The organism is Cellulomonas sp. P2_F12 (assembly GCF_056403775.1).
In genome coordinates this window covers 45,341-65,173 of record NZ_JBFUEV010000013.1, presented here as the reverse complement: position 1 = coordinate 65,173, position 19,833 = coordinate 45,341, and the positions used below count along the sequence as shown (strand labels likewise).

Genomic DNA, 19,833 nt, shown 5'->3' with positions numbered 1-19,833 from the left:
CGACGGGCCGGTCCTCCTCGCGGGGGCCGGCCCGTCGGCGCGTCGGGGGTAGGGCCAACCCCACCCCGACCTGGTGGGTGGTCAGGCTGTCTGCCCGCACGCCCGGACCCCTAGCGTCACTGTCATGAGCTCCCCGACACCCCCGAGCAGCGTGTCCGACGACCTGCGCGTCGTCGCCCCCGCCTTCACGGACCTGCGTGCACTGGCTGCCGCGCCCGTGTCCGTGGCGACCTGGCGCGGCGTCTCGCAGATCGTCGTCGGCTCCTTCGTCATCCTGGTCGCCGCGATCGGGCTGACCGTCGCCCTCTCGCTCTCACTGAGCCTGGTGGTCCTGTTCGTCGGCATCCCGATGCTCGTCGCCACCCTCTGGGCCGGCCGTCCCTTCGCCCGCGAGGAGCGGGCCCGGCTGCGCGCCCAGCTGTCCGTCGAGATCCCCGCGCCGACCTACCCGCGCCGCGACGGCATGTGGGCCTCGTGGTGGGCGGTCCTGTCGGACGGCCGTACCTGGGCGCACGTGGCCTACGTGGTGGTCGCCGGCCTGCTGCTCACGGTCCAGAGCGTCGTGGTGACGGTGTTCAGCGGGTTCGCACTCGGCGGCCTCACCTACCCGGTCGTCGCCCTGACCAGCGGCCTGCACCACCCGCCGATCCCGCTGGTCCTGATGGTCCCGGCGGCGGTCGTGTGCGCGTGGGTCGCCGCCCTCGCCACCCAGGCGGGGTCGCTGGCCATCGTCCGGCTCGGCAGGTCGCTGCTCGGGTCGTCGGCGCGCGCCGAGGCGGTCGAGGCGGCCCGGCAGGCGCAGGCGCGCGCGGTGCAGGCCGAGGGGCGGGCCGTGCAGCTGCGGGAGACCCGCACGGCCGCCGTCGGTGCCGCCGACGAGGAGCGCCGGCGGATCGAGCGCGACCTGCACGACGGCGCCCAGCAGCGGCTCGTGGCCCTCGGCGTCGAGCTCGGGGCAGCGCGGCGCAAGGTGTCGAGCGACCCGGTGGCCGCCGCGGCGCTGGAGCACGCGCACAGCGAGGTCAAGGAGACGCTGGCGGAGCTGCGCGACCTGGTCCGCGGCATCCACCCGGCCGTCCTCACCGACCGCGGCCTCGATGCCGCATTGTCGGCCCTGGCCGCCCGCAGCCCCGTCCGGGTGCGCGTGGACGTGCCCGACCCGCCGTCGCTCAACCGCGCGAGCACGTCCGCGCAGGCCGCCGCGTACTTCGTCGTCGCCGAGGCCCTGACCAACGCGGCCAAGCACGCCGAGGCGAGCGAGGTCACCGTGACCGCGGTGCTCGTCGCGGACCGGCTGCGCATCGTCATCGCCGACGACGGCCGCGGGGGAGCGTACGCGACGCCCGGCAGCGGGCTCGAGGGCCTGCGCAGCCGCGTCGCCGCCCTCGACGGCACCTTCGACCTGGACAGCCCGGCCGGAGCCGGCACCCGACTCACCGTGGAGGTGCCGTGCGCATCGTGATCGCCGAGGACTCGGTCCTGCTGCTCGACGGCCTGACCAGGCTGCTCGCGGCGGAGGGGCACGAGGTCACCGGCTACACCACCGCCGACGACGTCGTCGCCGCGCTCGGGCCATCCGACGACCTGCCCGACATCCTGGTGACCGACGTCCGGATGCCCCCGTCCCACACCGACGAGGGCCTGCGGGCCGCGGTGCACCTGCGCAGCCTGCACAAGCGGCTGCCCGTGCTGGTCCTGTCGCAGTACGTCGAGCAGCGGTACGCCCGGGAGCTGTTCGCCGGCGACGTCCGCGGCCTGGGCTACGTGCTCAAGGACCGGGTGGCGGACGTGGACGAGTTCCTCGACGCCCTGGCCCGCGTGGCCGCCGGCGGCACCGTGATCGACCCCGAGGTCGTCGCCCAGATCCTCGCCCGGGCCCGCCGCTCGGGCCTCGAGACCCTCACCCCGCGCGAGCGGGACGTGCTCGGCCTCATGGCGGAGGGCCGCTCGAACGCGGCCATCGCCGACCGCCTCGTCGTCGGCCTGCCGGCCGTCGAGAAGCACGTGACATCCATCCTCACCAAGCTCGACCTCCCGCAGGACGCCGACGACCACCGCCGCGTGCTCGCCGTCCTGCGCTGGCTGGAGCACGAACCGGGAGACCGCTCATGACCACGACGCTCGACCGCCCACCCGTCACCCCGCCCCCCGCCCGCACGCCGGCCGCCCGCGCCCTGACCTGGACGGGCGCGATCATCGGCGGCGTCCTCGTCCTGTCGGCGGGGTTCAGCGCCCTCAACCTGCTGGTTCTGGGTTCCGACGACGCCACGACGACCTCGCAGACCGCGTCCTACGCCGCCGCACCGGTGGTGGAGCTCGTCGCCGACGGCCACGTCACCGTGACCACCGGCGGCGACCGCGTCGACGTCGAGCGCACGAAGCGCACCACCCTGACGCCCGCGCGCTACCAGACCACCCGGTCCGGCGACCGCCTGACCGTGAGCTACCGGTGCGACTCGTGGCGTCCAGGCTTCTGCTCGGCATCCCTCGACGTGACGGTCCCCGCCGGCACCGCCGTGGTGGTCCGCGCGAGCGACGGCCCGGTCGACGCGACCACCCTGGGCGGTCCGCTCGACGTCCGGGTCAGCGACGGGGACGCGAGGATCTCCGACATCGACGGGGACGTCTCCGTCCGCGCCAACGACGGCACGACCGACGTCAGCGCGGTCCGCGGCTCGGTCACCGTGAGCTCGTCGGACGGCGCCGTCACGGTCTCCGGCGTCTCGGGCTCGGTCACCGCCCGGTCGAGCGACGGGCGCGTCGAGATCGCGGACGTCCAGGGCGACGTCGACGCGCACGCCAGCGACGGCGACGTGACCGTGTACGGCACGGGGGAGCCGGTCGCGCTGGACATCTCGGCCTCGAACGGCCGCCAGACCGTCGAGGGACCGACCGACCCGACGGCGTCCACGCACGTGCGGATCCGCACCAGCGACGGGGACGCGGCCTTCCTGGGCCCCCGCGGCTGACGGCACGAGAAGGGCCCTGACCAGCAGATCTGCTGATCAGGGCCCTTTCCGTCGCACGTCTGCCGAGCGTCCCGGCGGCCGGGATCAGGGGGAGACCGGTGCCCCCAGCAAGGCCGCGAACTTGTCGGCCTCGGCGGCCGTCGCGAACCCGAAGGTGAAGGCCCCGGAGTCGACGGGCTCCCCGACCGTGGCCGCCGACAGCACCGAGCCGTCGAGCACGAGGGCCAGCTCCTGGCCCACCGCGTCGCGCGTGACCTCACCGAGCGTCCTGGCATCGGCCTCGTCGAAGTCGACGACGACGGTCTGCGCGCCAGGCTGGTCGCCACGGGCGACGGAGGTGGGCGTCACGACGCCCAGCGACCCGGCGAGCTCGTAGGTGCTGGTGCCCGCCACGTCGCAGGCAGTACCGGGGTCCTCTGTCGTCAGGGGCGGCGCGTCGCACGGCCCGTCCTCCGACGACGTCACGACACGCAGCTGCAGGAGCGGCGCTCCGGAGCCGCCCGCATCGTCGGCGCCGCCGGCCGCGGAGCATCCGGCGACGACGGCCGCGAGACAGACCAGGACGGCAAGCCGGGCGACCGGCTGGGTGCGCATCCGCTCACCCTAGGGACTCCTCGGGCCTCCCGGGCGACCGGCGACTCGCGCGCCTACTCGCGGCCCTCTTCCAGCGGGATGAGCATGGTCCTGAACGGGCCGCGGGTGCGGTGGAGCTCCCAGATGCGCGCGGCCACGTCGTCGATACCGTTCTCGAGCTGAAGGTTCGCGATGCCTCCAGGGATCACGAGCTGGACGACGCGGATGCCGTCGGCCTCAAGTGCGTCGTGGAGCATCTCGCCGTACGCACTCTCGGCAGGGAACGCGATCGAGGTGCCGGCGAAGTCGCTTCGCGCCTTCACCGACGTGCCGCCGTTGACGAGGATGATGCTGCCGTCGCCCGCCGTCCGCATCGCGGGAAGGACTGATCGAACGGCGTGGATGAGCCCGAGTGCCGAGAACCGCAGGGCCTCCAGCGCCAGCTCGGGCGTCATCTCGAGCACCGGCGCGAGGTAGTCCCTGGAGGGCAGAGGGCTGTACTGCAGCACCGCGATCGGACCTAGCTCGGCCACGGCACGCGCGAGGGCGGCCTCGAGGGAGGCGGAGTCCAGGACATCCGCCGCGTAACCGCGCGCGACCAGGCCGCTGTCCTGGAGCTGGGATGCCAACGTGTCCAGCTTCGTCTGATCGCGTGAGATCAGGGCGATCGAGAAGCCCTCGGCGCCGAACCGACGCGCGACCGCGGCTCCCAGGCCCGGTCCAGCACCGATGATCGCGATGGTAGGCATGGCGGTCCCCCTCAGAGGCGTGTGGCTGGGTCGACCATAGCTGCACTCCCGTCGAGCATGCCGCGCCGGTTGCCGTCGTGCTGCGTCCGAAGCGACTCTTCCGCCTGATCCCGTCGGGCCTGGGTATGCGAAAGGCCCCTGGCAGCGTCTCCGCTGGCCAGGGGCCTCTTCCACGATGTCGGGGTGGCGGGATTCGAACCCACGACCTCTTCGTCCCGAACGAAGCGCGCTACCAAGCTGCGCCACACCCCGTGGAGCCTGGTAAGGATAGCCGACGACCCGGGTAGGAACGAAACCGGATCAGGGTGCGACGAGGGTGAGCAACGTCGCTTCCGGTCGGCAGGCGAACCGCACCGGCGCGTAGGGCGAGGTGCCCAGCCCCGCAGAGACGTGCATCCACGTCGAGCCGGCGCCGCCGGGCTGGTCCGGGCGCGGTCCCGGCCACCCGTGCAGACCCTTGGCGCGGCGCGTGTCGAGGTCGCAGTTGGTCACCAGGGCGCCCCACAGGGGCAGGGCCAGCTGCCCGCCGTGGGTGTGCCCGGCGATCGCCAGGTCGACGTCGTCGGCGTGCATCTCGTCCAGCACCCGGCGGTACGGCGCGTGCGTGATGCCCAGGTGGAGGTCCACCGGCGTCGAGCCGGTCCGCGCGTCGTCGGCGCCGCCCGCGGACGGGAAGCGGTCGCGGTCCAGGTGCGCGTCGTCGGTGCCGACGAGGGACAGGACTCGCCCGTCGACCTTGAGCACGTCCCGGCGGTTGGTCAGGTCGATCCAGCCGGCCGACCGGAACCGCGCCGTGAGCTCGCGCCAGGGCAGCTCCGGGGGGCGCTCCACGTGGGTGCGGCGGGCGTCGGGCAGCAGGTAGCGCGCCGGGTTCTTGGGCATCGGCGCGACGTAGTCGTTGGAGCCGAGCACGAACGCCCCGGGGACCGCGAGGTGCGGTTCCAGGGCCTCGAGCAGGGCCGGCATCGCGTCGAGGTGCGCCCAGTTGTCCCCCGTGTCGACGACCATGTGCGGGTCGAGCGAGGCCAGGTCGCGGACCCAGTCGACCTTCCGCCGCTGGCCGGGCGTCAGGTGCAGGTCCGAGATGTGCAGGATCCGCAGCGGGTCCTGTCCGGCCGGGAGCACCGGGACCGTGACCTCACGCAGGGTGTACCAGCGCACCTCGACCAGCGAGGCGTACGCGAGTGCCGCGGCGCCCGCGAGCGTGAGGGCGCCGGCGGTGCGTGCGAGCGAGACGCCAGGGCTCGACGAGCCCATCAGCCGTTCCCGCCGCCGCCGCCGCCCTTGCCGCCGCCGTTGCCACCACCGCCGTTGCCGGGCCCGCCGCCGTTGCCGGGGTTCGGGTTCTGGCCCGGCTGGCCCGGCTGGGGCTGGTTGGGGTCGACGGGCGGCTGGCCGTTGGACAGCGTCAGGGTGACGTAGGAGCCCTTCACCGCGGTGCCCGAGGGGCTCTGCGACACGACCGACCCGGCCGGCAGCGCGGACGCCACCTGGTCCGGCGCGACGGTGGCCTTGAATCCGCCGGCGGCGAGCTTCTTGCGGGCGTCCGCCTCGGACAGGCCGACCACGGACGGCACGGGCACCTTCTCGCCGAACACCTCCTTGTCACCGGGCGGGGCGAAGTCGGGGTTCGGCGTGCCGTCGTTCAGCACGTCGACCATGAACCGCTTCCAGGTGGGGCCGGCGATCGTCGCGCCGAACGCTCGGCGCACGTAGAGGGGCCCGACGTAGGTGTTCTTCACGGGCGTCATGGCGTCGGTGTGCCCGACCCACACGGCCGCGGCGAGTCGCGGGGTGTACCCGACGAACCACGTGTACTCGTTCTCCGAGGTTGTGCCCGTCTTGCCCGCGGAGGGGAACGGCGGCGTGCCGATGGCCTCGCCGGTGCCCTGCCACACGTGCGAGAGCGCGAAGTTCAGGGCGTTCGCGATCCGGGGCTCGAGCACCTGCTGGCAGTCGGCGGTCGGGACCGGCAGCGACTCGCCGTTCGCGTTGACGACGCTCAGGATCGAGATCGGCTTGCAGAAGGTCCCGCCCGAGGCGAACGCGGCGAACGCGGCGGCCATGGTGAGCGGGGCGACGCCCTGGGAGCCCAGGACGTTGGCCGGCAGGACGTCGAACGGCTTGCCGTTGCCCGCCTGGTGGATGCCGAGCGAGCTGGCGGTGTCGATCATCCCGCAGAGGTCGATCTTGGTCGCCATCGCGATGTAGCCGGAGTTGACCGAGTTCTTCGTCGCGTCGAGCACCGACATGACGGCGCCCTTGCCCTCGGCGTTGCCGAACTTGTACGGACCGCCGGCGAGCCGGGTGCACGAGGCGTGGAACGCGGACATCGGATACTGCATCGGCGTGCCGTCGATGACCTCGTTGAGGCTGTGCCCCTCCTTGAGCCACTCGGCCAGCGTGAAGGGCTTGAACGTCGAGCCGGGGCTGAAGCCGATCGAGGCGCCGTACGCGGCGTCGGTGTTGTAGTTGACCGCGTCCTCGCCCGGTCCGGGGCTGGACGTCGGGTTGAACACCGTCGTCTGCGCCATCGCCGTGATCATGCCCGTCCCGGGCTGCACCACCGAGATCGCCGACTTCACGCCGGACGGGTCGGAGACCGGCACGCCGGCCTTGACCTCGGCGTCGGCGGCCGCCTGCTGGCGCGGGTCGAGCGTCGTCGTGATGGTGAGGCCGCCGCGGTACAGCAGCGCCTTGCGCGTCTTGGTGTCCGCGCCGAAGGCGGGGTCGTTGAGGATCACCTTCGTGACGTAGTCGCAGAAGTAGCCCGAGCCGGCGACCACGTCGCCCGCGGTCATGCAGCCCTGCTTGAGCGGGGTGACCTTCATCGTGGCCGGGAGCGGGGTGGCGACGCCCGCCGCGTACTCCGCGTCCGTGATGTAGCCCTGCTGGTTCATGAGCTGGAGGACACGGTCGCGCCGGGTCTGCGAGGCCTCCGGGTTGATCACCGGGTCCCACTTGGTCGGGCTCTGCGTGACACCCGCGATCGTGGCGGCCTCGAGGTAGGTGAGGTCCTTGGCCGGCTTGCTGAAGTAGTACTGGGCGGCCGACTCGGCGCCGTACACCGACGCCCCGAACTGCGCGATGTTCAGGTACTTCTCGAGGATCTGGTCCTTCGTCATCGTCTTCTCGAGCGCGATGGCGAGCTTGGCCTCGCGCAGCTTGCGCGCGTACCCCTCGACGCCCTTGGCGCCACGGGCCTCCTGCAGCGCCGCGAGCTGCTCGGCCTCGGTGGGCTTCGAGAGGGCCTCGTCGATCAGCACGTTCTTGATGTACTGCTGCGTGAGCGTCGAGGCGCCCTCCTGGCCGCCGCTGTCGTCCGTCTGGTTCTTGACGAAAGCGCGGAGCATGCCGGTCGGGTCGACGCCCGCGTGCTGGTAGAACCGCTTGTCCTCGGTGGCGATCACCGCGTGCTGCAGCATCGGCGAGATCTCGGTGAGCGGGACCACGACGCGGTTCTGGTCGTAGAACGTCGCCAGGGGCGTGCCGTCCGCCGCGAGGATCACCGACTTCTCGGGCAGGACGCCCGGCTCGAGCTCGGTCGGCAGGTCGTCGAACGCCGTGATCGTCAGGTCGGTGACACCGTTGGCGGCGGCAGTGACGGGCAGGACGAGACCGGCGGCGAGCACCCCACCGACCCCCGCGACGAGCACGAAGGACAGCAAGAGGGCCAACGCCTGGAAGACGTTGACCTGTCGGCCGCGCTGGCGCGCAGGGTTCGGCATGCCGTCAGGGTAGTAGGCGCCCCTGTCACCTCTTGTCCGGATCGGGCGCGGACACGGCGACCTGCACGGGACCTGCACATGCGCGCCTGCGCGGTCTGCGAGTCGGTCACACGTCCATCTGACGATATGACCCGAACGGAGTCTCGCCAGGAGGGCCACCGGCCCGCTAGTTTCCGGGCAGGACTCGGGTGCGGTTGCCACGGCACGCCCCGTCGGCGTGCTCAGGAGGATGAGTGACCACACTCGTGCAGGACGCGCACTGGACTGCGCTCGCGGCGTGCGGGAAGGGCAAGCTCGCGCCCGACGCGCTCTTCGTCGAGGGCGCTGCGCAGCGCGAGGCCCGTGTGGTGTGCACCAGCTGCCCGGTGCGGCTCGCCTGCCTGGCCGACGCGCTCGACAACCGCATGGACTTCGGCGTCTGGGGCGGGATGACAGAGCGCGAGCGTCGCGCCCTGCTGCGCCGGCGGCCGGAGGTCCGGTCCTGGCGGGCCGAGCTGGTCGGGTCCGACGCCGTCGAAGGGCCGTGAGAGCGCTCCGACCCGTGGAGCGCCCCCGCTAGGGTGGCCCCTATGGCTACGACGTGGGAATACGCGACGATTCCGCTCATCATTCACGCCACCAAGGCGATCCTCGACCAGTGGGGAGCCGACGGCTGGGAGCTCGTCCAGGTGATCCAGGGACCCGATGCCGGCCTGGTGGCCTACCTCAAGCGGCCCAAGGAGTCCTGATGGGCGCCGCCGCCCGGCTCGCGGAGCTCGGGCTCGAGCTGCCCGAGGTCGCGCTGCCCCTCGCCGCGTACGTCCCGGCGGTCCGGTCGGGTGCCTACGTGTACACGTCCGGCCAGCTGCCGTTCGTCGCGGGCGCCCTGCCGGCCACCGGCAAGGTCGGTGAGGGGGAGGGGCTCATCCCCGCCGAGCAGGCCGCCGGCTACGCCCGGATCTCCGCGCTCAACGCGCTCGCGGCCGTCGCGGCCGTGGTCGCCGCCGAGGGGGGGCCGTCGGGCGCCGAGGCGCTCGACCGGATCGTGCACGTCACCAAGGTCGTCGGCTTCGTCGCCAGCGACCCGTCGTTCACCGGTCAGCCGGCCGTGGTCAACGGCGCGAGCCTACTCCTGCACGCGGTCCTCGGGGACGCCGGCGTGCACGCGCGGTCGGCCGTGGGCGCGGCGGTGCTGCCGATGGACTCGCCGGTCGAGGTCGAGATCGTCGTCGAGCTGGCCTGAGGCTCAGCGCGCGCGTCGCTCCAGCCGCTCGACGTCGAGCAGCACGACGGCGCGCCCCTCCCGGCGGACCCACCCGCGGGCGGCGAAGTCGGCGAGCGCCTTGTTCACCGTCTCGCGCGAGGCGCCGACGAGCTGGGCGAGCTCCTCCTGCGTGAGGTCGTGCGCCACGCGGATGCCCTCGTCCACCGGCTCGCCGAAGCGCGTCGACAGGTCCAGCAGCGCCTTGGCCACGCGACCGGGGACGTCCGAGAACACCAGGTCGGCCAGCGCCTCGTTGGTCCGGCGGAGCCGGCGGGCGAGCGCCTGCAGCAGGTGCTGGGCGACGGAGGGCTTGTCCTGCAGCCAGCGGACGAGGTCGCCGTGCCCGAGCTCGAGCACGACGGCGTCCGCGACGACGGTGGCGGTGGCGGTGCGGGGGCCGGGGTCGAAAAGGCTCAGCTCGCCGAACATCTCGCCCGGGCCGAGGACGGCCAGCAGGTTCTCGCGTCCGTCGTTGGAGCGGCGACCCAGCTTGATCTTGCCCTCGCGCACGACGTAGAGCCGGTCGCCCGGCTCGCCCTCGTGGAACAGGGCGTCGCCGCGCGCGATGTCGATCGCCTTCATCGTCGCGACGAGAGCCTCCGACGCCTCCGGGTCGAGCCCGGCGAACAGCGGCGCCGACAGCACGATGTCGTCCTCCACGGGGACACCTCACCTTTCCTGGCCGCGCGCTGCCCGGATCGTCCCGGTGGCGGCATCGTTCACGACGGTTCTCAGACGGATCCCAGCCGGACCGACCGCTGGTCAGCGGCTCGATCCGCCCTCAGTCTGCCCCATGGAGGGCGTCATCCGCGGCCCAGAGCCTCCCGCAGCCCGACGACGGCCACGTCGGGGTCCGCGGCCAGGCGGACGATGAGGCGGTCGGTGGCACGCGTGAGCGCCGCCTCGACCCCGGCGGCGTAGGTGGAGAGCTGGGCGTCGAGGGCCCGCAGCTCGTTCAGGCGGGCGACGTCCGCGACCGGCTCGGTGCCGCCGAGCACCGCCGCGAGGGCGGCCGGGCGGGGCACGTCGATGCCGACCTCGAGCGGGAGCTGGAAGGCGACGCCCTCGCCGAGCGTCTGCGGCTGGGCCGCCTGGGCGACGGCGAGGTCGAGGCGGGCACGCACCAGTCGACGCCACCAGGTGACGCGGGCCTGCTCGGCGCGCAGCGCGCGACGGTCGAGGCGAAGATCACTGACCCGTTGTTCGACGGGTGGCGTCATGGGGCAGGTCCTCCTCAATGGTGCTCAGTGTCTGGTTTCGGCCCGGTAAGCCCCCACCTTGAGCCCTCGTACCGGGGTGGGCCGCGGGATCACTCCAAGGGAGCAACGCGGCAACTGCGCAGGTCACAGCCGTGTCGGTGCGGGGTCGTACGCTGCCGATGTGACAGGCCCTGACGACGAGTCCGACCTCGCCCGCACCCGCCGCGCCCGCCGCATCGACCGCGCCCTGGCCGTCCGGTACCCGGACGCGCACTGCGAGCTGGACTTCACGTCCCCGTTCGAGCTGCTGGTCGCCACGGTGCTCTCCGCGCAGACCACGGACGTGCGCGTGAACCTGACCACGCCCGTCCTCTTCGCGCGCTACCCCGACGCCGCCGCCCTGGCCGCGGCCAACCCGGAGGAGCTGGAGGAGATCCTGCGACCCACCGGGTTCTTCCGCGCCAAGGCCCGGTCGGTCATGGGGCTGTCGCGGGAGCTGGTCGAGCGGTTCGGCGGGGAGGTCCCCGGGCGGCTCAAGGACCTGGTGACGCTCCCCGGGGTCGGGCGCAAGACCGCCAACGTGGTGCTGGGGAACGCGTTCGGCGTCCCGGGCATCACCACCGACACCCACGTGATGCGCCTGTCCAAGCGGCTGGGCTACACCCAGAGCGACGACCCGCTGGTGGTGGAGAAGGAGCTCGACGCGCTGCTGCCTCGCAAGGACTGGACCATGGCCTCGCACCGGCTGATCTTCCACGGGCGGCGCACCTGCTTCGCGCGGAGGCCGGCGTGCGGGGCGTGCCCGATCGCCGCGATGTGCCCGTCGGCCGGCATCGGTGAGCTCGACCCGGCGAAGGCCGCCGCGATGGTGAAGGCCTAGGCCCTAGACCGGAGCGACCGCCTGCAGCCACGTGAGCAGCAGGTCGGTGACGCGTTCGGGCTCCTCCTCGGCGAGGTAGTGGCCGGCGGACGGCAGCAGCTCGAACTGGTACTGCGGTCCCACCAGCGCCGCGGTGTCCCGCGAGAGGGCGGCGCGGGCGGGCGGGCGCAGGCCGTCGCGACCCCCGTGCAGCTGGAGGACGGGCAGCGGCTGCGTCTCCTCGAGCGCGGCGTGGTAGCGGCGGCCGTCGAGGCGGGGCATCGAGCGGACCAGCCACCGCAGCTGCTCCATCTGGCTGTGCGCGGCGAACGGCACGCGGGCGGCGGAGCGGTACATCGCCTCGGTCTCGGCGTCGAGCCAGCCGGGCGTGCCGCCCCACTCACGCAGCAGCCGGGGCACGAAGTCGCGCTCCATCAGCGCGCTCTCGGGGAACGAGGGCAGCTGGATGAACGCGAGGCGGCGGATCGCCGAGGCGCGCATCGCGGCCCGGGGGTGGCCGCGGGTGTCGAGGGGGTGCGGCGCGGCCAGCGGGGCGATGGCGCGCACGCGGTCGGGGTGCAGGCCGGCCATCGCCCACGCGATCTCGCCGCCCGTCCCGCTGCCGACGACCACGGCGTCGGCGGCACCGAGCGACTGGATGACCCCGGCCACGTCGGCGGCCAGCGTCGGCACGTCGTACCCCTGCGGCGGCTTGTCGGAGCCGCCGGTGCCGCGGACGTCCATCGCGGCGACGCGGTAGCCCGCGTCGGCCAGCACGGGCAGCTGGTGGCGCCAGGCCCACCAGAACTCGGGGATGCCGTGCAGCAGCACGACCAGGGGCGCGTCACGGTCGTCGGGTCCGGCGACGGCCACGTGGAACCGTGCGCCGTTCGCGGCCACGAACCGGTGCTCCCAGGGGCCGTCGATGAGGAGCGAGGCGGAGTCGACGGTGCTCATCGGTGCCGAACCTACCCGGTCCCGTCGTTCTCAGGGCCCGTGGTGGCGGCCACGTGCGCGTGATGCTGGTCCCGCTGGTAGAGGGCCGCACCGCCGAGCAGGGCAGCGACGAGCGACGCGATGAGCACGGAGACGATCACGTGCTCGTCCTGCGGGCTGCCGGCGCCGAACGCCAGCTCGCCCACCAGCAACGACACGGTGAATCCGATGCCGCCCAGCAGCCCGACGGCCCCGACGTCGGCCCAGCCGAGGCCGGGCGCGAGCGAGGCGCGCGTGAAGCGGGCGACCAGGTACGTGGCGCCGAGGATGCCGAGGGGCTTGCCGACGACGAGCCCGAGCGCGACGCCCTGCGCCACCGGGTCGGCGAACGTCGTCTGCAGCGCGCCGGCGGTCAGCGTCACCCCGGCGGCGAACAGCGCGAAGACCGGCACCGCGATCCCCGCGGACAACGGTCGCCACGCGTGCTCCCACCGCTCGGCGAGGGACTCCGTGGGCGCGGTCGGCAGCCGGAGGGCCTTGCGCGTGGCCTCCGTGGTCCCCGGCACGACGAGCCCGAGGGCCACGCCGGCGATCGTGGCGTGCACGCCCGAGGCGTGCACCGCGGCCCAGGCGACCAGCCCGAGGGGGACCAGCAGCCAGCCGCTGACCCAGCCGCGCCGGATCACGAGCGCGAACACGACGACCGTCACCGCGCCGACGCCGAGCCAGAGCGCGGAGACGGTGTCGGTGTAGACGACGCCGATGACGATGATCGCGAGCAGGTCGTCGACGACCGCGAGCGTGAGCAGGAACGCGCGCAGGGCGTTGGGCAGGCTGCGGCCGACGATGGCGAGCACGGAGACCGCGAAGGCGATGTCCGTCGCCGTCGGCACCGCCCAGCCGCGGGGGACCCCGTCCGCGGCGGTGAGGTTCACCGCGAGGTAGAGGATCGCGGGCACGAGCATGCCGCCGATGGCCGCGACGATGGGGACGATCGCCGTGCGCATGTTCCGCAGCTCGCCGGCGACGATCTCGCGCTTGAGCTCGAGGCCGACGACGAAGAAGAAGATGGCGAGCAGGCCGTCGGTCGCCCACGTGGCCACGCTGAGGTCGAGGTGCAGCGCGGCGGGGCCGATCACCGTCTCGGACACCGTGGCGTACGACGCAGGGTCCAGGTTCGCCCACAGCAGCGCGATCACCGTGGCGGTCAGCAGGAGCGCGCCGCCGACCCGTTCCTCCCGCAGCGTGTCGAGCAGGTTGCGCTCGGAGCCGGGCGAGAGGGCGGTGAAGAGGCGGCTTCTGGGCGTGGACACGGATGCACCTCCGGGCGGTCGGGGCGCCGACCAGGCTTCCCGGCTCACCGGGAGCCAGGCTAGCGGGCTAGGCGTCCGCGGGCTCGGGTACCTCGTTGCGCCCGTCGACCGCGTTGCGGCGGTCCTTGGGCGGGTCGAAGCGGTAGCCGACGTTGCGCACGGTGCCGATGAGCTGCTCGTGCTCGGGGCCGAGCTTGGCGCGCAGGCGTCGCACGTGGACGTCGACCGTCCGGGTGCCTCCGTAGTAGTCGTAGCCCCAGACCTCCTGCAGCAGCTGGGCGCGGGTGAACACGCGGCCCGGGTGCTGGACGAGGTACTTGAGGAGCTCGAACTCCTTGTAGGTCAGGTCGAGCGGCCGGCCGCGCAGCCGGGCGGTGTAGCCGCCGGCGTCGATGGTGAGCTCGCCCGACGAGATCTCCTGCGGGGCGTCGTCGTACCCCGCGGTGGCCGCGCGCTCCATGACGAGCCGGAACCGCGTCTCCACCTCGGCCGGGTTGGCCGTCTCCAGGATGATGTCGTCCGCACCCCACTCGGCCGTGACGACCGTGAGGCCGCCCTCGGTGAGCACGAGGATCAGGGGGACCGTCAAGCCGGTCGCGCGCAGCAGCCGACAGGTGGTCCTGGCGGTGACCAGGTCCCGTCTGGCGTCGAGCACGACGATGTCCGCGTCCGGTGCATCCACGAGAGCCGACGGTTCGACGGGGAGCACGCGGACGCGGTGGGACAACAGACCGAGGGCCGGGAGCACCTGGGCGGAGCCCCCGGACGCTGGAGTGAGCAGCAGCAGATCTGCCACCTGGAACCTCCCCGCGTGCGAGTGGGGGACACGGTACCGCGCGGTACACCCAGGTTGCGCCCGGATGTCGAGGGATGGCGTGTCCTGCCCCACATGCGCCACCTGTAACGCAGGGGAAATCGCGCCGAGATGCGACAATCGGCGGCGTGCTCCTCCCCTTCCTGCAGGCAGGCCGCCTGCGCGCGCTCTCGGCGAGGTCGTCGTCGACCCCGGTCGCGGGACGGTAGGGGACCATGCAGCTCGCCACCCGCGCGGTCGTCACGGCCGTGCTCGCCGCCGCCGTGGCCGTCGCCGGCTACCTCGGCGGCCTCCCCCTGAGCATCGCCGCCGCGCTCCTCGCGATCGTGTTCGCCCTCGGCTGGCCGGCGCTCGCGGACCTGCCCTTCAAGCCCGGCTCGGCCGCCGTCGTCGCGCTCGGCGGCGTGGGCGCGGTCGTCGTGGTGCACCTGACCACCGACCAGCCCTTCCTGCGGTACCTGCCCGTGGTGTTCGCGGCCTCGATCCTGCTGGCGTTCGTCAACGAGCTGCTGCGGCGCGACGGGCGCACCCGGCTGGTCGAGTCCGTCTCGGGCACGGTCGCCGGCACGCTCGTCGCCGTCGCGGTGGCCGGCTGGGTCGCGATCGGCCGGACGCCCGGCGCCGAGTCGCTGGTCGTCGTCGGCGCGCTCGCGCTCGCGGTCGGGTCCGCCGTCGTCGCGCTGCACCTCGCGCCGTGGATCGGCTCGCTGGTCACGGCGGGCGCCGCCGCGGGTGCGGGGGCCCTGGGCGGCCTCCTGCTCCCCGGCATCGACCCGCTGGCCGGCGCCCTGCTCGGCCTCGCGGTCGGCATCCTCGTCGCCACGCTGCACGCCCTGTTCGACCAGCTGCCGTCGCTCGAGCGGCGCTGGCCCTCGCTCGCCGCGGTGACGCTGCCGGTGACCGTGACCGGCATCCTCGTGTACGTCGTCGGCCGGGTCCTGGTCGGCTGACGTGGACCGCGTCCTGCTCGTCGTCCTCGTCCTGGCGGTCGCCACGGGGCTCGGCCTGTGGTGGCGCGCGCGCAACGGCCGCTACACCGCGGTCGACCCGTCGCTGCTCGCCTCGGCACCCGCCGACGAGGCCGACGACACCCGCCTGACGCCCGCGCAGCTCGGCGCCCCGCTGGGGGCCCGCGCGACGTTCGTGCAGTTCTCCAGCGAGGTCTGCGCACCGTGCCGGCGCACCCACGCGGTGCTCGCCCAGCTGGTGACCGAGCGGGACGGCCTCTCACACGTCGAGATGGACGTGGTGGAGCACCTCGATCTCGTGCGACGCTTCGGCATCATGCGCACCCCGACCACGCTCCTGCTCGACGCCGACGGCGTCGTGGTCGGTCGTCTGTCGGGTGCGACGGACCGTCGGCACGCGCTCGCCGCCCTCGCGTCCTGTCTGGGCGAGGTCCCCGCCGCCTGACGGCTGCCCCCGCGCGGGGCGATCGGCCGGGCGCGCTGCGACCTCGGCCCCCGGGTCGGCCCTCGTGCCGATCGACGGATCCCCCGCCCCTGCACGGTCCCCAGGAGTCCCCATGAGCACGTCCCGCACGTCCACCGAGGCCCCCGCCGGCATCGATCCCCGCGGCCCCCGCTTCGGCGCCGCCCTCACGCTCGTCCTGCTCGTCGTCGTCCTGCTGCTGGGCACCACGCCCGCCGCCTACGTCGTGATGGCCGTGGTCGTCGCCGGCTTCGCGCTCGGCACGTTCCGCGGCATCGGGCACACCTGGCAGGGCTGGGTGTTCAAGAAGGTCGTCCGCCCGCGCCTGGCACCGCCGAGCGAGCTCGAGGACCCCCGCCCGCCGACGTTCGCGCAGCTGGTCGGCCTGGTCATCACGGGCGCCGGCCTGCTGCTCGGCCTGCTCGGGGTGAGCGCCGCCGTCCCGGTCGCCGCCGCGCTCGCGCTGGTCGCGGCGTTCCTCAACGCGGTGTTCGGCCTGTGCCTCGGCTGCGAGCTCTACCTGCTCGGCCTGCGGGTGCGCGCGGGACGGACCGCCTAGTAGACGAGCGCCTGCGCCCGCTCGGCCAGCGACTCCTCGACGAACACCGCGGCGCCCGCGATCCGGACGCCCGGCAGCACGTGCTCCGGGCCGATGCCGCGGCGGGCCGCGCACTGCGTGCACACGGTGACGCGGCCACCCTCGAGGACCATCGCCAGCAGCTCGGCCAGCGGGGTCGCGTGCTCGAGGACCAGGTCGTCCGCGCGCCCCGGGAGGGCGAACCAGGCCGACTCCCCCGTGAGCCAGAGGCTGACCTCGGCCCCGGCGGCGACGGCTGCCGCGGCGACCGTGAACGCCTGGTTGGTGGCCTCCGGGCGGTCGGTGCCGGACGTGGTCTTGATCACGAGGGGGCGTGGAGTGGCGCTCATCGGAACAGGCTAGGGGGCTGCGCCTGTTGTGCTCCTTTAGGATCGTCCGCATGACTGCGCTCGAGGGAGTCTTCATCGGCCTGCTGGTCGCGGCGACGCTGACGATCGGCTGGTTCGCCTGCCTCGTCGTCTACCGGCTCTACAAGGGTCAGCGCTGACGTGATCTGAAGCGCCCGACTCCGCGAAAGGCTTCGTCCATGCCGTTCGTCCTGCCCGACCCCGAGGACCTCGCGCCGGAGGTCTACCCGCTCGCCTGGCTGGTCGGCACCTGGCGCGGTGAGGGGGTCGTCGACTACCCCGGAATCGACGAGGCGACGTTCACGCAGGAGATCGTCATCACCAGCGACGGTGGCCCCTACCTCTCCTACTCGTCGACGATCCGGCTGGTCACGGCACCGCCCGACACCGGCGCCCTGGTGGACGAGCCGCCCGCGCCCGTCTGGCAGACCGAGGCCGGCTACTGGCGGATCCCGCCCGAGCGGCCGATCGACTGGGGCCTCACCGAGGACCAGCACGCCGTCGAGCTGCTGGTGGCGGACCCCTCCGGCCACGTCGCGCTGTACATCGGCGCCGTCGGCAAGGGGCGCATCGACCTGGTGAGCGACGCGATCGTGCGCGCGGCGTCCGGCGCCGACGTGAGCGCCGGCAAGCGCCTGTACGGCCTGGTGAACGGCGAGCTCATGTGGGCGCACGACATCGCCGCGTTCGGGCACCCCATGCAGTCCTACGCCTCCGGCCGCCTCGCGCGCGTCGAGGCACTCTCCGAGGACGAGGTCTGATGACCACCGACGCACCCGTCGAGACCCCCGCGAGCCACGGCGAACCGCCGCGGCACACCAGCCCGCTGCTCGCGCGGCACGGCGCCGTCCGGGCGTCCGGGCCCGACGACGGCGTGGCCTGGCACTACGGCGACCCCACGGCCGAGCAGCGCGCCCTGTCGCGGGGCGGCGCCGTGGTCGACCAGTCGTACCTCGGGGTCGTCTCCGTCACCGGACCCGACCGGCTCAGCTGGCTGAACTCGATCACGTCGCAGGAGCTGACCGCCCTCGCCCCGCGCACGTCGACCGAGCTGCTGGTGCTCAGCCCGCAGGGGCACGTCGAGCACGCCGCGGGCGTCGTCGACGACGGCGAGACCACGTGGCTGCTCACCGAGACCCCGATCGCGCTCGCCGCGTGGCTGAACCGCATGAAGTTCATGCTGCGGGTCGAGATCGCGGACGTGACCGACGCCTGGGCGGCCATCGGCGAGCCCGTCGACGCCGAGGGCACCCCCGACGAGCCCGTGACGTGGCGCGACCCGTGGCCCACGACGGCCGTCGGCGGCACGCGCTACGGACCGGCCGACGACGAGCACCCGGGCGCCGACCGCGCCTGGCGCCTCGTGCTGGTGCCCCGCGACCGGCTGGTCGAGGAGGTGCGCGCGCGGGAGGCCTCCGGCTGGGCGCTGGTCGGCACCTGGGCCAGCGAGGCCGCACGCGTCGAGGCCTGGCGCCCGCGGGCGTCGCACGAGGTCGACCACCGGACCATCCCCCACGAGCTCGACTGGCTGCGCACCGCCGTGCACCTGAACAAGGGCTGCTACCGCGGCCAGGAGACGGTCGCGCGGGTGCACAACCTCGGTCGCCCGCCGCGCCGGCTGGTCATGCTGCACCTGGACGGGTCCGGCCACCTGCTGCCCGAGCCCGGCGCCGCCGTGCACGACGTCGTCAAGACCGCCGACTCGCAGGAGCCCGGTCGGGTCGTCGGGCAGATCACGACGATCGCGCGGCACCACGAGCTGGGCCCCGTCGCGCTGGCCGTGGTCAAGCGGTCGGTGCCGTCCGACGTCGAGCTCGTCGTGGAGTGCGAGGGTGGGGCCGTCGCTGCCGGGCAGGAGCAGATCGTGCCCGGCGACGGCGTGTCCGTGGACCGCCCGGCGGCCCGCGGACCCCTGACCCGGGGCCTGGGGCAGCACCCGATGCTGTGAGCGCCGTCGACTCGCGTGCGCGCGTGGTCGTCGAGGCGCGGGTGCGGCAGGGCTGGGCCCGGGTGCGCGCTGCGTCGTTCCCGATCCTGCAGGCGTCGATCGCCGCGGCCCTCGCGTTCGCGATCGCGCGGTACTGGGTGGGCCACCCCTTCCCGTTCTTCGCGCCCGTCTGCGCCTGGATCGCCCTCGGGTTCACCACCGACCGGTCCGTGCGCCGGGTCGCAGAGCTGGCGGTGGGCGTGGCCATCGGCGTCGCGCTCGGGGACCTGCTGGTGCACCTCATCGGCAACGGCGCGTGGCAGGTGGCCGTCGTGCTGTTCCTCGCCGCGATCATCGCCCGGTTCATCGACCGCGGGCAGATGCTCACCACGCAGGCCGGCGTGCAGGCGCTGGTCATCGTCGGGCTCCCGGCCGTGTCCGCGTCCGGGGGGCCGCTCGGCCGCTGGATCGACGCGGCGATCGGGGGCGTCGTGGCGCTCGCGGTCGCGCTGCTCACGCCCCGGGACCCTCGCCGGCACCCCCGGGCCCTCGCTCGCACCGCGGTCGAGGAGCTGGCCGGCATGCTGCGCGTCCTCGCGCGGGGCCTGACCACCGGGTCGACCGCCGACGTCGAGGACGCGCTGGTGCGCGGACGCGCCTCGCAGCCGGCGCTGGACGAGTGGTCCGAGACGGCGAAGAACGCGGGGGAGCTGGCCCGCGTGTCCCCGACCATCCGCAAGCACCGCGAGGAGCTGGCCGGCCTGGCCGGCAACGCCGTGCACGTCGACCGCGCCATGCGCAACGCGCGCGTGCTGGCCCGGCGCGCGCTGGCGGCCGTCGAGGCGCAGACGCACGAGATGGCGACGATCGCGGCGCAGGTCGACGCCACCGCGCGGGCCGCCGAGGAGCTCGCCGCCGCGTTCGGCGCCGGCCGTGACCCGGAGCGGGCGCGCGCCCGGCTGCTCGACGTCTCGCGCGCGCTCGACCCGTTCGAGCTCGCCGCGCGCGACTGGCAGGTGCAGAGCCTCGTCCTGCTGCAGCGCTCCCTCGTCGTCGACCTGCTCGAGGCCGCCGGTGTGTCCCCGCAGGACGCCCGCGACTCCCTGCCGGAGATCTGACCGACGCACCCGGGTGTTCGGTACGGTCG

The 19,833-nt window shown here is 73.8% G+C and carries 23 protein-coding genes and 1 tRNA gene; 13 read left to right on the top strand and 11 right to left on the bottom strand.

Annotated elements, in window-relative coordinates:
* Positions 1–124: 124 nt before the first annotated feature.
* The 3 genes from AC1DWH_RS19875 to AC1DWH_RS19865 are packed head-to-tail and all read left to right on the top strand — an operon-like array spanning position 125 to position 2,969.
* Complete coding sequence (locus AC1DWH_RS19875; protein ID WP_477095109.1) at positions 125–1,462, top strand: sensor histidine kinase; 1,338 nt, start codon at positions 125–127, stop codon at positions 1,460–1,462.
* Positions 1,450–2,112 (top strand): response regulator, encoded by a 663-nt coding sequence (locus AC1DWH_RS19870; RefSeq protein WP_477095108.1) that lies wholly within the window; start codon positions 1,450–1,452, stop codon positions 2,110–2,112. Before AC1DWH_RS19875 ends, AC1DWH_RS19870 begins: the two co-directional genes overlap by 13 nt.
* Entirely contained in the window at positions 2,109–2,969 is an 861-nt protein-coding gene (locus AC1DWH_RS19865; protein WP_456845134.1) for a DUF4097 family beta strand repeat-containing protein, read from the top strand. The genes AC1DWH_RS19870 and AC1DWH_RS19865 overlap by 4 nt, the downstream gene beginning before the upstream one ends.
* An 84-nt stretch (positions 2,970–3,053) precedes the next feature.
* Here AC1DWH_RS19865 and AC1DWH_RS19860 read toward each other — a convergent pair whose 3' ends face one another.
* The 5 genes from AC1DWH_RS19860 to AC1DWH_RS19840 form a co-directional block, all read right to left on the bottom strand.
* A complete protein-coding gene (locus AC1DWH_RS19860) occupies positions 3,054–3,563 on the bottom strand; it encodes a SecDF P1 head subdomain-containing protein (RefSeq protein WP_477095107.1) in 510 nt (169 codons plus the stop codon).
* A 53-nt stretch (positions 3,564–3,616) separates the two neighbouring features.
* Positions 3,617–4,291, bottom strand: a complete 675-nt coding sequence (locus AC1DWH_RS19855; protein WP_477095106.1) for an SDR family NAD(P)-dependent oxidoreductase — start codon at positions 4,289–4,291, stop codon at positions 3,617–3,619.
* Between the two features lie 178 nt (positions 4,292–4,469).
* A tRNA-Pro gene (locus tag AC1DWH_RS19850) sits at positions 4,470–4,543 on the bottom strand.
* 48 nt (positions 4,544–4,591) lie between these two features.
* A complete protein-coding gene (locus AC1DWH_RS19845; RefSeq protein WP_456845131.1) occupies positions 4,592–5,548 on the bottom strand; it encodes a metallophosphoesterase in 957 nt (318 codons plus the stop codon).
* Positions 5,548–8,019 (bottom strand): penicillin-binding protein, encoded by a 2,472-nt coding sequence (locus AC1DWH_RS19840; RefSeq protein WP_477095105.1) that lies wholly within the window; start codon positions 8,017–8,019, stop codon positions 5,548–5,550. The genes AC1DWH_RS19845 and AC1DWH_RS19840 overlap by 1 nt, the downstream gene beginning before the upstream one ends.
* A gap of 233 nt (positions 8,020–8,252) precedes the next feature.
* Between AC1DWH_RS19840 and AC1DWH_RS19835 the strand changes: the two genes are divergently transcribed.
* From AC1DWH_RS19835 to AC1DWH_RS19825, 3 genes are read left to right on the top strand one after another with little or no spacing between them, the layout of a single operon-like run.
* Positions 8,253–8,546 (top strand): WhiB family transcriptional regulator, encoded by a 294-nt coding sequence (locus tag AC1DWH_RS19835; protein WP_477095104.1) that lies wholly within the window; start codon positions 8,253–8,255, stop codon positions 8,544–8,546.
* A 42-nt stretch (positions 8,547–8,588) separates the two neighbouring features.
* Positions 8,589–8,747, top strand: coding sequence for a DUF4177 domain-containing protein (locus tag AC1DWH_RS19830; protein ID WP_146847999.1), 159 nt, complete (start codon positions 8,589–8,591; stop codon positions 8,745–8,747).
* Positions 8,747–9,241, top strand: coding sequence for a RidA family protein (locus AC1DWH_RS19825; protein WP_477095103.1), 495 nt, complete (start codon positions 8,747–8,749; stop codon positions 9,239–9,241). The genes AC1DWH_RS19830 and AC1DWH_RS19825 overlap by 1 nt, the downstream gene beginning before the upstream one ends.
* 3 nt (positions 9,242–9,244) lie before the next feature.
* Here AC1DWH_RS19825 and AC1DWH_RS19820 read toward each other — a convergent pair whose 3' ends face one another.
* Together AC1DWH_RS19820 and AC1DWH_RS19815 are read right to left on the bottom strand one after the other, a co-directional pair.
* Positions 9,245–9,922, bottom strand: coding sequence for a Crp/Fnr family transcriptional regulator (locus AC1DWH_RS19820; RefSeq protein WP_456845127.1), 678 nt, complete (start codon positions 9,920–9,922; stop codon positions 9,245–9,247).
* Positions 9,923–10,065: 143 nt separating this feature from the next.
* The gene (locus tag AC1DWH_RS19815; RefSeq protein ID WP_456845126.1) at positions 10,066–10,482 is read right to left on the bottom strand and encodes a hypothetical protein; all 417 of its coding nucleotides are present in this window, start codon (positions 10,480–10,482) and stop codon (positions 10,066–10,068) included.
* Between the two features lie 160 nt (positions 10,483–10,642).
* Between AC1DWH_RS19815 and nth the strand changes: the two genes are divergently transcribed.
* Positions 10,643–11,341 carry an endonuclease III gene (gene nth, locus AC1DWH_RS19810; RefSeq protein ID WP_477095102.1) on the top strand — a complete coding sequence of 233 codons (699 nt, stop codon included), beginning with the start codon at positions 10,643–10,645 and terminating at the stop codon, positions 11,339–11,341.
* A gap of 3 nt (positions 11,342–11,344) precedes the next feature.
* Here the strand turns inward: nth and AC1DWH_RS19805 are convergent, their stop codons facing one another.
* From AC1DWH_RS19805 to AC1DWH_RS19795, 3 genes are all read right to left on the bottom strand, one after another.
* Positions 11,345–12,277 (bottom strand): alpha/beta fold hydrolase, encoded by a 933-nt coding sequence (locus AC1DWH_RS19805; RefSeq protein WP_477095101.1) that lies wholly within the window; start codon positions 12,275–12,277, stop codon positions 11,345–11,347.
* An 11-nt stretch (positions 12,278–12,288) separates the two neighbouring features.
* Positions 12,289–13,569, bottom strand: a complete 1,281-nt coding sequence (gene nhaA / locus AC1DWH_RS19800) for a Na+/H+ antiporter NhaA (protein ID WP_477095100.1) — start codon at positions 13,567–13,569, stop codon at positions 12,289–12,291.
* A 67-nt stretch (positions 13,570–13,636) separates the two neighbouring features.
* Positions 13,637–14,365 carry a winged helix-turn-helix transcriptional regulator gene (locus tag AC1DWH_RS19795; protein ID WP_477089052.1) on the bottom strand — a complete coding sequence of 243 codons (729 nt, stop codon included), beginning with the start codon at positions 14,363–14,365 and terminating at the stop codon, positions 13,637–13,639.
* 233 nt (positions 14,366–14,598) lie between these two features.
* Here AC1DWH_RS19795 and AC1DWH_RS19790 point away from each other — a divergent pair, with 233 nt between their 5' ends.
* From AC1DWH_RS19790 to AC1DWH_RS19780, 3 genes are all read left to right on the top strand, one after another.
* On the top strand, positions 14,599–15,333 hold the full coding sequence (locus tag AC1DWH_RS19790) for a hypothetical protein (RefSeq protein WP_456846929.1): 735 nt from the start codon (positions 14,599–14,601) through the stop codon (positions 15,331–15,333).
* Position 15,334: 1 nt separating this feature from the next.
* Positions 15,335–15,796 carry a thioredoxin family protein gene (locus AC1DWH_RS19785; protein ID WP_456846928.1) on the top strand — a complete coding sequence of 154 codons (462 nt, stop codon included), beginning with the start codon at positions 15,335–15,337 and terminating at the stop codon, positions 15,794–15,796.
* 112 nt (positions 15,797–15,908) lie between these two features.
* On the top strand, positions 15,909–16,373 hold the full coding sequence (locus tag AC1DWH_RS19780; protein ID WP_477095099.1) for a DUF4395 domain-containing protein: 465 nt from the start codon (positions 15,909–15,911) through the stop codon (positions 16,371–16,373).
* Here AC1DWH_RS19780 and AC1DWH_RS19775 read toward each other — a convergent pair.
* Positions 16,370–16,741, bottom strand: a complete 372-nt coding sequence (locus AC1DWH_RS19775) for a DsrE family protein (protein ID WP_477095098.1) — start codon at positions 16,739–16,741, stop codon at positions 16,370–16,372. The two genes, AC1DWH_RS19780 and AC1DWH_RS19775, sit on opposite strands and share 4 nt — an antisense overlap.
* 197 nt (positions 16,742–16,938) lie before the next feature.
* On the opposite strand from AC1DWH_RS19775, the gene AC1DWH_RS19770 reads away from it, so the two are divergent.
* The 3 genes from AC1DWH_RS19770 to AC1DWH_RS19760 are packed head-to-tail and all read left to right on the top strand — an operon-like array spanning position 16,939 to position 19,804.
* Positions 16,939–17,520 carry a heme-binding beta-barrel domain-containing protein gene (locus tag AC1DWH_RS19770; RefSeq protein WP_477095097.1) on the top strand — a complete coding sequence of 194 codons (582 nt, stop codon included), beginning with the start codon at positions 16,939–16,941 and terminating at the stop codon, positions 17,518–17,520.
* Positions 17,520–18,707, top strand: a complete 1,188-nt coding sequence (gene ygfZ / locus AC1DWH_RS19765) for a CAF17-like 4Fe-4S cluster assembly/insertion protein YgfZ (RefSeq protein ID WP_477095096.1) — start codon at positions 17,520–17,522, stop codon at positions 18,705–18,707. Before AC1DWH_RS19770 ends, ygfZ begins: the two co-directional genes overlap by 1 nt.
* Positions 18,704–19,804 carry an FUSC family protein gene (locus AC1DWH_RS19760; protein ID WP_456846923.1) on the top strand — a complete coding sequence of 367 codons (1,101 nt, stop codon included), beginning with the start codon at positions 18,704–18,706 and terminating at the stop codon, positions 19,802–19,804. The genes ygfZ and AC1DWH_RS19760 overlap by 4 nt, the downstream gene beginning before the upstream one ends.
* The last annotated feature ends 29 nt before the right edge of the window (positions 19,805–19,833 follow it).